A 12,055-nucleotide genomic window follows, 5' to 3' on the forward strand; every position below is an offset into this window, starting at 1 on the left:
AAGATCCGATGAGCGACGAGGGCAAGTCGATCCTTCTGTACTCCGCCGGCCTGGACTCCTTCCCGGCCTGGCACTACCTGGGCAAACCGCCTGCGGTGTACTTCGACATCCGCCACCACTTTCGCGAAGCCGAGCTGGAGTGCGTGCGCGAGCTCGCCGAGCGGTGCGGCATCGACCTCACGGTCAGCACCGCGCTGGACCTGTCCGCCTGGGACACCCGCCCGCTCATCCCGTTCCGCAACATCTACTTCGCGATGCTCGCCTCCAACTACGGGGCGGACACCATCTGGTGCGTTGGCGTCAGGGGTGACCACACGCTCGACAAGAGCCCAGACGCCTTCGCGCGGATGAGCGAGGTTCTCTCGGAGTTCGCCGGCCGCCCGATCAAGGTCGACAGCCCGTTCTGGGACATGACCAAGACCGACGTCGTGCGCTGGTACGTCGAGGCCGGCCTGCCCGTACGGGACCTGCTGGACACCCTGTCCTGCTTCGAACCGAGCGGGCGGCGCGTCCACTGCGGGCGCTGCTCCAGCTGCCTTCGCCGCTGGATCGCCCTGGCCAACAACCAGATCACCGGCGAGTTCGCTGCCAACCCGTGGGAGTGGGAGCGCGTGCAGAGCTACTACCTGCGGGCCATGCGCGACGGCACCTACCCCGAGCACCGGGCCGAGGAGTTCTTCGCCGCCCTCAAGACGGTCGGCGCCCCTACCTGACCGCACAGCTCGCCCATTCCTTCCCCCCGACCCGCACGGCGGCTCGCCGTGCAACCACCGGACGGAGACCGACCACGATGAACACCGGCACCCTGAACTTCGCCGCGAACCTGTCCATGCTCTACGGCCACCTGCCGCTCCTGGAGCGACCCGCCGCCGCGGCCGCCGCCGGATTCACGGCCGCCGAGATCTGGTGGCCCTTCGATTCCCCCGTTCCGGCCGATCGCGACGTCGATGCCCTGGCCCGCGCCCTGAGCGACGCCGGCCTGCAGCTGGTCGCGATGAACTTCATCGAGGGCGACATGCGCGCCGGCGATCGCGGACTGCTGTCCGTCCCCGGCCGCGCGGCCGAGTTCCGCGACAGCATCGACACCACCGTCGCCTTCGCCGACCGGACCGGCTGCCGCGTCCTGAACGCCCTCTACGGCAACCGGCAGCCGGACACCGACCCCGGCGCCCAGGACGAGCTCGCCCTGGAGAACCTGGTGCTGGCGGCCCGCGCCGCCCACCAGGTGGGGGCGTCGGTCGTCCTGGAGACCATCAGCCGCCAGGAGGCCCCCGACTACCCGCTCGGCAACGCGGACGCGACGGTCGCCATGGCCGACCGCGTGAACGACGCCTCGGGCCTGTCGAACACCGGGTTCCTGTGCGACCTGTACCACCACGGCCGCAACGGTGAGGACATCCCCGACCTGCTGAAGCGCCACGACGGGCGCATCGTGCACTTCCAGATCGCGGACACCCCCGGACGCGGGCGCCCCGGCTCCGGGGTCCTCGACTACCCGGACTTCTTCTCGCGCATCGACGCCTCCGGCTACGACGGCTGGATCGGCCTGGAGTACGAGCCGACCCGCGATGCAGCCGTCGACTTCGACTGGCTGCCTTCCCTGACCGCCCGCAGCTGACCCCACCGCATCCCGTCCATCAACCACCTGGAGAGGAGACCCGATGCGCCCCGGCACGCAAGGCAGCGCCGTCGGCCCCCCGCACCATGCCGCCCCCACACCGGCTGGCCCGCCCGGCCCGTCCGCCGGCCGCGCCCCCGTGTGGCGGCTCGACGGCCCGCGCGGGCTCCTGGTCAGCACCGAAGGAGTCTGGGGAGCGGGCAAGACCACGACCGCCGAACTGGCCGGGGAACAGCTGCGGGCCGCAGGCTTCACGGTGGCCGTCCTCCACTACGGACCCCGCCCCAGCACGATCGGCCGGCTCTCCGAGGTCCTCGAAGCCCAGCCCCTGCGCTCCCGCACCGGCGCCGGCGGCTACGCACGCGCCCACCACGCCACCGTCGACGTGCTGCTGCGCCTGTTCCGCGAAGCCCACCAGCACCAGACGTTCTACGAGCCGGCCCTGGCCGAGCACGACGTCGTCATCATCGACCATGGCGTCTACTCCAAGATCGCCTGGGCGCTGACCGTCCTGACCGAGACCCAGCCCGACGCACCCGCTGACGAGACCCTGCAGCGTCTGCTCGACATCGTGGCGCCCTGGTTCCTCCACCCCGATCTGGCCGTCTTCCTCAACACCCCCTGGCCGCTGGCCCGCGAACGCGCGATCGCCCGCGGCCGGGGAGGCGGCAACCCCGCCGCGATCGAGCGCCTGCTGTTCCTCCCCCGCTACGCGGTGGCCTACCGGCGGGTGCTCGACGCCCACCACGCCCGCGTCCTGCCCATCCGGGTGGACCTGCGCGAAGCACCGGAGGTGGCCGCCGAGATGGCCGCCGCGATCACCGGCCAGCTCTGCGCCCCGCTGCTCGCGCCCCGTCCCCGCGACCTCGACGAGATGAGTGCCCTGTGTCCTTCCTGACCGACCGCCCGCGCGAGCGGACGATCATCGACGCCTCCTTGTGGTCCGCCGACCTGGGAGCGCTGACCGCCGAGGTCGAACGGATCGGCCCGTACGCCGACTCCTTCCACATCGACGCCTCCGACACCTCCTTCACCCCCGACGCGATCTTCTTCCCCGACCTGGTCCGTACCCTGCGCCCCCGCACCGAGGTTCCGTTCCACGTCCACCTGATGGCGCACCGTCCGGCCGAGCTGGCCGCGGCGTTCGCTGACGCCGGCGCGAACCTGATCACCGTCCACGCCGAAGCCGACGGAGCGCTGGAGGCGATCGGCCGCATCCGTGCCGGAGGCCAGACGGCCGGTCTCGCGCTCACCCTGGAGCTGGCTCCCGAGCACGTCGAGGACCTTCTCGAATCCGTCGACGCCGTCACCATGGTGGGCACCCCGCTGGGTACCAAGGGCACCGGCATGGTCCCCGAGGCCCTGGACCGCATGAGGGTCATCCGCCAGATCCTCGACCGGCGCGGCGCGGACATCCCCCTGCTGGCCGACGGCGGGATCCGCGAGCACACGGTGCCCGACCTCGTCGCCGCCGGTGCCACCGGCGTCGTGGCGGGCTCGCTGCTCTTCGGCAGCGACGACCCGGCCTCGACCGCCGCATGGATCCGCAGCCAGCCCACCTCCACGCGCCCGCACGAAGGTGCCCGGTGACCGGCTCCGTGCTGCCCCTGGCGGGGTGGACGGTCAGCCTCGACCTGTGGGGCACCCTCATCACCCACGGGGACCGGAAGGCCGCGGACGCCTGGCGGATCACGGAGTTCGACCGCGTCCTGCACGCCTACGGCCACCACCCGACCCCGGAGCAGCTGAGCGACATCGTGGGCCGCACCCGTGCCGAGGCGGCGCACCAGCAGCGGACGGCCGGAGCGCAGCCCGGCGTCGAGGCTCAGATCGGGGCAGTGCTCGACGAGCTCGGCATCGACCAAGACGAGCCCGATCTGCTGAAGCTGCTGCTCGCGGTGCACACGCACGCGGTGCTGCGGGCCTGCCCGCAGCCGATCCCCGGGGCGCACGAGGCCCTGGACGCGATCAAGGTCGCGGGCGCGCGCCTGGTGCTGACGTCCAACACGCTGGCCACGCCGTCGGACGTCCACCGGCTACTGCTGTCCGATCTCGGCCTGCTCGACCGGTTCGACGACCTGCTGTTCTCCGGCGACTTGGGAGTGGCCAAGCCCCGACCCGAGGTGTTCGCCACCGTCGCCGAGCGGGCCGTCAGGCCGCCCTGCCGCGTCGTCCACGTCGGCGACGACCTGCTCACCGATGTGGACGGTGCCCTGGGTGCCGGATGCCGGGCCATCCACTACAACCCCCGCCGCGAGGCCTCCCGGCCTCACGTTCCCGACTTCGCCGACCTCGTCGAGCTGCCGGACCTGCTGGTCTCCTCGTGCCGCGCGGCCCTGGCGGAGCTGATCTCACGGAGTGCTTCCCATGACTGACCTGGCCACCGGCCCCGGCCCCGCCGCGGGCACGGACCTCCTGAGCGCCGCGGGCGACGGAGTGGACCGGCACCTGTCCGACCTGCTCGCCACCGCGGCGAACGGGGCGCCGGCCTGCTACCTGGCCGACCCCGACGCCGCCCGCGCCGCCTGCGAGGGAGGGAGTGACCCGGTTCTCTACACCGCGCACCGCGACATCCTCCCGCCCACCCAGGCCCTGGGCGCCGAGTGGTTCGCCGACCTCTGCGTCTACCGGCCCGGCCAGCTGCCCGGCGGCGAACTCAACCGCTCGATCGGCCACTGGAACACCCCGGCCCAGCTCGAGGTGTTCGAGGTCCTCTCCGGGCGCGTACTGATGATCACCGCCTGGCACGACCCGTCCGGCACCCCGGTGCTGAACTGGCACGCGTGCGGGCCTGGCGACCTGGTCGCCGTGCCGTTCGGGGCCTGGCACCAGACCTCGGTCCTGGACGGCCCCGCCACCGTGTTCAACATCTACACCGACCTGCCTGGCACCGAGCAGCAGCACACCAGCCGGCACGCCGCCCAGCACGCCGAGGTCAAGTACCGCTCCAGCGCGCCAGTAGAGATCACCGCGATCCGGGCCGGGACCGGCTTCACCCTCACCGGGTCCCGGCGCGGCCGCGACCACTGGGGGCACGGTGCGCGGGCCGTCGAGCCGGCGTGGCTGCGCGAGGCGGTCGGCCCCGACGGCCTCGTCGCCCTCCACACCTCCGCCTGCGCCGACCGGACGTCGCGGCTGGTGGACGCGGCCCGCACGCACCTGCCCCAGGCGCAGCCCCGGCCGGAAGGAGACCGCCCGTGACAGTCCCCGCCACCGACCAGGTCCCCGCCCGGCAGCCGGGCGGTCTCTGGGAGACCACGTTCACTCAGGCCGAGGCCAGCGTCTGTCTGCGCACCAACTCGAAGGCCGCCTTCACCCACGCCACGGGCACCCTGTACGCCTACGAGCAGACCGGCCCGGCCTTCGCGCACTGGCAGATCGACCTCCTGGTCGACGGCGGCCCGGTGCACGAGGAGGTCGAGGGCTTCACCGACGCACCCACGGTCGAGATCGGGCCCCAACTGACGGCCGCCGTCCTCGCGCGGCCCGGCGGCCGCGCGTTCTGGGTGGAGGCGCTGCACACCCTGATCGTGACCGACACCCAGCAGGCGACGATCACCGTGCGCTGCGCGAAGGAGGAAGCGGCGCGGCACTGGGCGGCGCGGCTGCCCCGGCAGGCCATCACCGCCCAGCTCCTGGAGAACGGCGCGGTCTACGCGCACACCGCGGCCTTCTCCCTGGGCGGGCGCGGCGTCGTCATCGCCGGACACCGCGGCCGCGGCAAGACCACCACCCTGCTCGCCGGCCTGCACCGCCTCGGCGCCGATTACGTCACCAACGACCGGCTGCTGCTGCGCGCCGAGAAAGAGGGCGGGCTCGCCGGGTACGTGTGGCCCGCGCGGCTACGGGCCGGCATCGGCACACTGGCCGCCCTGCCGCACCTGGCCGGCCTCGTCCCCGAGGCCCAGCGCACGGTGCCCGCCGATCAGCGGTGGTCGAGCCGGCCCAAGGTGCCCATCGAGCCGTGGGACTTCGCCCGGCTGCTGTCCGGCGACGGCCAGGTCCTCGGCTCGGTCCGCCCGGCCATGCTGATCTTCCCCCAGCTCGACCCCGAGCGGACCACGGTGAGCGTCGAGCCGGTCTCGGGCGCCGAGGCCCGCGACGAGCTGCTCCACACGCGCCTGTTCATGACCGACCCCGGCCGCGGGCCCAGCTCCCACATCAACCACTGGCTGTGGCCCGCACCCGACCCGGCCATCACCGACGGCAACCTGAGCCGCGTGGTCGACGCCCTGGCCGAACTGCCCTGCTACCGGATCAACGCCGGTGCCGACCCGGCCGCCCTCGCCGACGCCGCCGGCCGCCTCCTCAGCGCGGGAGCGGAGGTGCACGGGTGAACGCCCCCGCCATGCCCACCGCCGTGACGCCGCCGCTGCCCGCGGGAGACGGGCCGGCCGCAGCGGTCCTGCGGTGGCTGTGCGATCCCCGGCCGGACACCAGCCCGTCCGCGCCGGCTTCCGTTCCGCTCGGCGCGGTGTTGGAGGCGGCAATCGACGCCAAGCTGGCCTGCCTCCTGGCCCACCGCCTGCTGGGCGGCCCCGCGGACGCGGACCTGTCGCGTCCGATGCGCTCCGTCCTCAGCCAGATCGTGCGCGCCAATGCGCTGCACAACCGGCTCCACCGCAGCGAAGCCGTCCGGATCGTACGGGCGCTCACCGGCGGGGGCGTGCCCGTCGCGGTGCTGAACGGACTCGCGTACGACACCGCCCTGTACCGGCCCGGCGGGCTCCGGCAGTTCACCGACATCGACCTCCTAGTCGACGCCGCCGACCGGGACGCGGCCCTGGACGTGCTGGCCGAGCTCGGCTTCACGCAGCCCGGCCGCGGTGCGCACACGCGCCGGCGGACCACCGGAGAGGCGCTGACGCCCACCGTGAGCATCGACATCACCACCGGCCTTGGCCACACCGTCGACCCGGCGGAGGTACGGGCGGCTCTTACCCGGACCGAGGCCGAAGGCGACGGCGGAGAGGTATTGCCCGTCCTCGCCCGGGCGGACGCACTGGCGCACGCTGTGGCCCGTCTCGCCGCACGCCCGCGCTGGTCCGGTCTGGCCGACGCCGCCCGCCTCGCCCTGGCCGCCCCAGACTCCTCCCGCGAAGCCGTGGCGGCGGCTTCGGAGCCGCTCCGCGCAGGATGGGCGGTGCTGCACAGCCACCTGCCCGACCTGGTTCCCGGCCCGCCGCCGGTGGCCGGCGGCGGGCCGGGCCGAGGGGAGGTCGCCCGGTGATCGTGCAACTGGCCGGCCTGCCCGGCACCGGTAAGACCACCCTCGGTCGGGAACTGACCCACGCGCTCGGCCCGAAGACCCTGCTGCTCGACAAGGACCGGATCCGCGACGCGCTGTTCGGCCCGCACCTAGTCGCATACACCCGGGAACAGGACGACTTCTGCGTCCACATCATGCATTTGACGGCCGCCCGGCACCTCGGCGAACACCCGGACGGTGCCGTGGTCCTCGACGGGCGCACCTGCTCACGCCGCTACCAGGCCGAGGACGTGCAGCGGCTGGCCAAGGAGACCGGTCGGCCGCTGCGCATCGTCGAATGCGTCTGCCCCGACGACGTCGCCGCCGCCCGCCTGAGCCGAGACGTGCAGGCGGGCACCCACCCGGCCGCCAACCGCGACCCCGACCTCTACCGACGGCTCAAGGCCTCCGCGGAGCCGATCACCGTGCCCGCGCTGCGCCTGGACACCAGCGCCTCCGTCCCGGACTGCACCCGCACCGCCCTGGCCTATCTGATGGCTGAGCACCCTCCCACCCGAATCGCTCCGAAGGGAGCCCTCACTTCATGAGCCCCGAACTCCCGGTGCTGCTCGACCTCGCCCGCTCGGTCACCAAACGGGCCGAGCAGCAGCTGCGCGAACTCACCCCGGACCTGATCACCGCCAAGGGCGACCGCGACATGGTCACCAACGTCGATCTCGCCATCGAACGTGAGGCCCGCAAGACCCTCCAGGACGGCGCGCCCGGCATCGGATTCGTCGGCGAGGAGGAGGGCGGCGACACCGACGCCGACACCCACTGGATCATCGACCCGGTCGACGGCACCGCGAACTTCATCCGCGGCCTGCCGCTGTGCGGGATCTCCCTCGCCCTCGTCCACCATGGCGTGCCCGTCCTCGGCGTCATCCACCTGCCCCTGATCGGCCGCCGCTACTGGGCCGCCCAGGGCCTGGGCGCCTTCCGCGACGGCCAGCGCATCAGCGCCGCCAGCACCAGCACGCTGCCCGAGGCGATGATCGCCGTCGGCGACTACGGAACGGGCCCCGACGGCCCCGAGCGCAACCGCGTCGCCCTCGCCATCCAGGCCCACCTCGCCGAGAAGGCCCAGCGCGTGCGCATGCTCGGGTCCGCCGCCGTGGATCTGGCCTTCGTCGCCGACGGCACCCTCGACGCCACCATCACCCTGGGCAACCACGACTGGGACATGGCCGCGGGCGTCGTCCTTGCCCGCGAGGCCGGCGCCGTCGTCATGGACACCGACGGCAGCCCGCACACCCCCGACTCGCTCACCACTATCGCGACGGCGCCCGGCCTGCGCGACGCCGTTCTCGACATCGTCGCGGCCCCGACCACGGGCACCCCGTGGGCGGCCACAGCGGGGTGCCCGGCATGCTGATCGCGTTCGAGGGACTTCCCGGCGCCGGGAAGACCACGCAGTCCCGGCTCCTCGCCGACCACCTCACCCGCGAGCAGGTGCCGGTCAACTACCTGCCCGACAACCTGACCCGCACCGAGGACACCCTGGGCAGCACGCTCCTGGACCTCTTCGCCAGCGGGGACCCTTTCTCCCGGCACGGCAACATCGTCACCGACACGATGCTCGCCACCGCGATCCGCACCAACACCGTGGCCACGCACATCGCCCCCGCCCTCACGGCCGGGCAGACGGTCATCGAGGACCGCGGCATCCACACCATCCAGTCGTACAGCCTCGCCACCCTCCTGCAGAAACACCCCGGCCAGCCTGGGGACGGCATCGGGTGGCTGCGGTCCGTCTCCGCGATGTCCGGGCCGCCGGCCGACGTGGCCGTGTGGCTGCGCCTGCCCGCCGACGAGGCCATCGCCCGTGCCGCCCAGCGCGAGGGCCAGCCCTACACCGCCGAGCAACATGCCTTCCTGCGCCACGTCCACGACGCCTACGGCCACCTCGCCGCCGACGACCCCGGCCTGGTCACCGTCGACGTCCTCGGACTCACCCCTGAACAGGTCCACCAGGCCGTTGTCGACGCGATCGCCGAACGCGTCCCGATACCCGCTCCGGCCGACCACAGTTCTTCCATGCAGTAGAGCGAACCGACCCGTTCTTCCCGTACCGCCGACCACCTGACGTCACGGAGTACCCCGCATGCACCCCACGCGCCTCGCCCCGCCCGCCGAGCTCCTCACCGACCTGCGCGGCGCCCGCACCGGCAGCGAGACCCGCCTCAAGGAAGTGCTCGCCGGCCACGGGCTGCGCCCGCTCACCGGCGGCTTCCAGAACCACGTCTACGCCTGGGACGACCCCGAGGCCGGGCCCATCTGCATCAAGCTCTACGCCAAGGGCAACCACCGCCGGCGCGTGGACCGCGAGTGGGCGGCCCTGACCCTGCTCGCCGAGCACCAGGCCGACGACGTCCCCCGCCCGCTGTGGCTCGACCAGCACGACGAGGTCCCCGCCATCGGCATGACGCTGTTGAACGGCACGCCGCTGCTGGAGAGCCCCGACCGCGAAGCCGCCCTCAAGGGCCTGGCCCACACCACCGAGCGCCTCCACGCCGTGCCCCTGTCCGGGCTGATGGCCGAACTGGAGCGCATCGACTCCGGCTCCCACTACATGCTGCGCCTGACCGGCAGCTGGCCCGAACTCCTCGCCGGCCACGAGGACGACCCGCTGACCGCCGACATGCGCGCCCTGCTTACCGCCTGGCACGCCAGCGGCGATGCCGAGCTCGTCGATGACACCTCCGCCCCGGCCGTGCTCTCCCGCGGCGACTCCAACCTCAACAACTGGCTGCGCGACGGAGCCTCCAGCCCCTGCGTCGACTTCGAGTACAGCGGGCACAGCACCGTCCACTTCGACGCCGCCGACTTGATCGAACACATCAGCGCCCGCGAGATCCCCGACAGCACCTGGATCACGCTCCTGCCCGACCTCGGCGTCACCCCCGCCAACCGCCGCCTCTTCCTCGCCGCCCAGCGCACCTGCGCCCTGCGCTGGCTCGCCGTGCTGTGGAAGCAGCGGCACACCCGCGCTGAGGAGTTCGCCACCCAGCACGCTCGCGTACGGCTCCTGCAGAGCCCCGACAACCCCTGGCACGGCTGAACACCCGTCGAACCAGCCGACCGAGCAGCGGCGGCCGCCCGCGCGCGGCCGCCGCGCTCCGACTACGTGAGGGAAGACCATGACCGCGATACCGAGGACCGCCAGCCTGCTGTGGGCGCTGCGTTCCTACTGCGGCTCGCACACGTGCAAGCCCTGCTACTTCACCTGGCTCGACGAGCAGCGCGTCGACAAGACCCCCGGCCTGCTGTCGCACTTCTCGCCCCACGACCTGCCCACCGAGCAGGTGATGGCCTTCGCCCGCACCCTGGCTGGCTCGGCCGTACGACGGGTCTTCCTCGCCGGCGGCGAGCCGCTCATGTGGCGGCCCATCCTCGACCTCATCGAGATCCTCAAGGGCGGAGGACTCGAGGTCATCGTGTGCACCAGCGGCGTGGCCCTCAACCAGCCGGACATGGCCCGCCGCCTGGTGGAGTTGGGCGTGGACGGTTTCTCCGTCTCCCTGGACTCCACCGACCCCGACTACAACGACACCTGGCGCCCGCCCCGCAAGGACGGCGACGGCTGGGAAGGCGTCGTCAGCGGCATCAAGGCCCTGCTGGCCGCCCGCGGCCCGCAGGCCCGGCCCCGCGTCGGCCTCTACACCGTCATCACCAAGCTCAACCTGCCGGACGTCCTCGGCGTGCCGCAGCTGGCCGCCGACCTCGGCTGCGACTACGCCGTGCCCCAGCCCGTCGCCCTGCCCCAGGGCCACAGCCTCTACGACACCCTGGTCCTCACCGACGCCGAACTCCCCCTCCTGGAGGAACAGTTTGACCGGCTCTACGCCGCCGACCTCCCCCTCCAGCTCCCACCCCGCACCTACCCCGGCCAGGTCGCCTCGGCCATCCACCACCTCACCGGAGCCGTCGAGGGCTGCTTCGGCGGGGACACCCTGTACTTCGCCGAGCCCGACGGCTCGCTCTGGGACTGCCCGTCCTCGCTGAAGATGGCCGCCACGCCCACCGAGCGCCACCGCACCATCAAGGGCGCCGACGCGGCCGAACTGTTCGGCAAGCCCACCGGCTGCGGGAGCAACTGCGCCCTGTTCAGCGTCGACTGCGTGAACATGTGGCCCCTGATGGACTTCGACCGGGTGCTGGGCACCACGACCTCCGGGAGCCCCGCGTGACGACGACCTCCCACGCCCTGGACGCGCTGAAGGCCTCCATCGACCGCATGCCGGACCCGGCCGGCCGCGCCGAGGCCGCCGCCCTGGAAGCCGAACTCGCCACGGTCCACGGAGTCCGGCACGCCATCGCGGTCTCCTCCGGCACGGCGGCGCTGCACACCGCACTGGTCGCCTGCGGCGTCGGCCCCGGCGAGGAGGTCCTCCTCCCCGCCGCCACCGTGATCATGACGGTGTCCGCCGTGACCGCCGCCGGTGCCCGTCCGGTCTTCGTCGACGCCGCGGAGGACGGCCGTGGCATGGACCTGGCCGACGTGGCCGCCAAGAGCACCGAGCGCACCCGCGCGATCGTCCCCGTCCACCTCGCCGGACGGACCGACGGCCTGATCGACCTCGTCGCGTACGCGCAGTCGGCCGGCCTGCACGTCGTGGAGGACGCCTGCCAGGCGCAGGGCAGCACCACACGGGGGCGTGCGGCCGGCACGGTCGGCAGCATCGGCTGCTTCTCCCTCAAGGATGGCAAGATCATCTCCTGCGGGGAGGGGGGCTACCTCCTCACCGACGACGACGCCCTCGCCGCCCGCGCCGCCGCTTACCGTACGCACTGGCTCACCCCCGCACCCGGAGCAGCGGCCGCCAGCCGGCGGTGGATGAACTACCGCCTGGCCGAACCCCTCGCCGCGCTCGCTCGGCACAACCTGAAGGCCCTGGACCAGGCCGTGGCCCGGCGCCGCGAACAGGCCAACCAGCTCTACGACCTCGTCGGCGACATCCCGGGGCTCACCGTGAACGCCCCTGCTCCCGACGACGCCCCCAACGGCTACAGCGCCCTGTGGCGCGTCGATCTCGACCGGCCCCGGGACTTCAGCACCCGCCTGGCCGAGGCCGGGATAGCCAACTCCGTCGGTACCTACTGACTTCGGCGCTTCAGGGTGATGGCGGTGGGAGGTCGAGGGAGAGGCCGGCCCCGGTGAGGAAGCCGTCGAGGATATCGGGGCGGTA

Annotated in this window: 14 protein-coding genes; all 14 read left to right on the forward strand. The window is 72.9% G+C overall.

The features are described from left to right. Positions 1–8: 8 nt before the first annotated feature. Positions 9–713: a 7-cyano-7-deazaguanine synthase gene (locus ACZ34W_RS36480; RefSeq protein WP_465610477.1), complete on the forward strand. Its 705-nt coding sequence runs from the start codon at positions 9–11 to the stop codon at positions 711–713. A gap of 77 nt (positions 714–790) precedes the next feature. Continuing rightward, the gene (locus tag ACZ34W_RS36485; protein WP_465610479.1) at positions 791–1,618 is read left to right on the forward strand and encodes a hydroxypyruvate isomerase family protein; all 828 of its coding nucleotides are present in this window, start codon (positions 791–793) and stop codon (positions 1,616–1,618) included. A 43-nt stretch (positions 1,619–1,661) separates the two neighbouring features. Continuing rightward, positions 1,662–2,516 carry a nucleoside/nucleotide kinase family protein gene (locus ACZ34W_RS36490; RefSeq protein ID WP_465610481.1) on the forward strand — a complete coding sequence of 285 codons (855 nt, stop codon included), beginning with the start codon at positions 1,662–1,664 and terminating at the stop codon, positions 2,514–2,516. Then, on the forward strand, positions 2,504–3,208 hold the full coding sequence (locus ACZ34W_RS36495) for a ribulose-phosphate 3-epimerase (protein ID WP_465610483.1): 705 nt from the start codon (positions 2,504–2,506) through the stop codon (positions 3,206–3,208). Before ACZ34W_RS36490 ends, ACZ34W_RS36495 begins: the two co-directional genes overlap by 13 nt. Further along, positions 3,205–3,993 (forward strand): HAD family hydrolase, encoded by a 789-nt coding sequence (locus ACZ34W_RS36500; protein WP_465610485.1) that lies wholly within the window; start codon positions 3,205–3,207, stop codon positions 3,991–3,993. The genes ACZ34W_RS36495 and ACZ34W_RS36500 overlap by 4 nt, the downstream gene beginning before the upstream one ends. Further along, positions 3,986–4,819 carry a hypothetical protein gene (locus ACZ34W_RS36505; protein ID WP_465610487.1) on the forward strand — a complete coding sequence of 278 codons (834 nt, stop codon included), beginning with the start codon at positions 3,986–3,988 and terminating at the stop codon, positions 4,817–4,819. The genes ACZ34W_RS36500 and ACZ34W_RS36505 overlap by 8 nt, the downstream gene beginning before the upstream one ends. After that, the gene (locus ACZ34W_RS36510) at positions 4,816–5,955 is read left to right on the forward strand and encodes a hypothetical protein (RefSeq protein ID WP_465610489.1); all 1,140 of its coding nucleotides are present in this window, start codon (positions 4,816–4,818) and stop codon (positions 5,953–5,955) included. The genes ACZ34W_RS36505 and ACZ34W_RS36510 overlap by 4 nt, the downstream gene beginning before the upstream one ends. 137 nt (positions 5,956–6,092) lie before the next feature. Continuing rightward, positions 6,093–6,848: a nucleotidyltransferase family protein gene (locus ACZ34W_RS36515; protein WP_465610491.1), complete on the forward strand. Its 756-nt coding sequence runs from the start codon at positions 6,093–6,095 to the stop codon at positions 6,846–6,848. Beyond that, positions 6,845–7,414 (forward strand): P-loop nucleotide/nucleoside kinase family protein, encoded by a 570-nt coding sequence (locus tag ACZ34W_RS36520; protein ID WP_465610493.1) that lies wholly within the window; start codon positions 6,845–6,847, stop codon positions 7,412–7,414. The genes ACZ34W_RS36515 and ACZ34W_RS36520 overlap by 4 nt, the downstream gene beginning before the upstream one ends. Then, positions 7,411–8,241 carry an inositol monophosphatase family protein gene (locus ACZ34W_RS36525; RefSeq protein ID WP_465610495.1) on the forward strand — a complete coding sequence of 277 codons (831 nt, stop codon included), beginning with the start codon at positions 7,411–7,413 and terminating at the stop codon, positions 8,239–8,241. The genes ACZ34W_RS36520 and ACZ34W_RS36525 overlap by 4 nt, the downstream gene beginning before the upstream one ends. After that, complete coding sequence (locus ACZ34W_RS36530) at positions 8,235–8,912, forward strand: dTMP kinase (protein WP_465610497.1); 678 nt, start codon at positions 8,235–8,237, stop codon at positions 8,910–8,912. Before ACZ34W_RS36525 ends, ACZ34W_RS36530 begins: the two co-directional genes overlap by 7 nt. A gap of 58 nt (positions 8,913–8,970) precedes the next feature. Continuing rightward, a complete protein-coding gene (locus ACZ34W_RS36535; protein WP_465610499.1) occupies positions 8,971–9,927 on the forward strand; it encodes an aminoglycoside phosphotransferase family protein in 957 nt (318 codons plus the stop codon). 79 nt (positions 9,928–10,006) lie between these two features. Beyond that, entirely contained in the window at positions 10,007–11,056 is a 1,050-nt protein-coding gene (locus ACZ34W_RS36540) for a radical SAM protein (protein ID WP_465610501.1), read from the forward strand. Then, positions 11,053–11,970 (forward strand): DegT/DnrJ/EryC1/StrS family aminotransferase, encoded by a 918-nt coding sequence (locus ACZ34W_RS36545; protein ID WP_465610503.1) that lies wholly within the window; start codon positions 11,053–11,055, stop codon positions 11,968–11,970. The genes ACZ34W_RS36540 and ACZ34W_RS36545 overlap by 4 nt, the downstream gene beginning before the upstream one ends. Positions 11,971–12,055 lie beyond the last annotated feature (85 nt).

The sequence above is a fragment of the Kitasatospora sp. NPDC022856 genome (assembly GCF_055561235.1).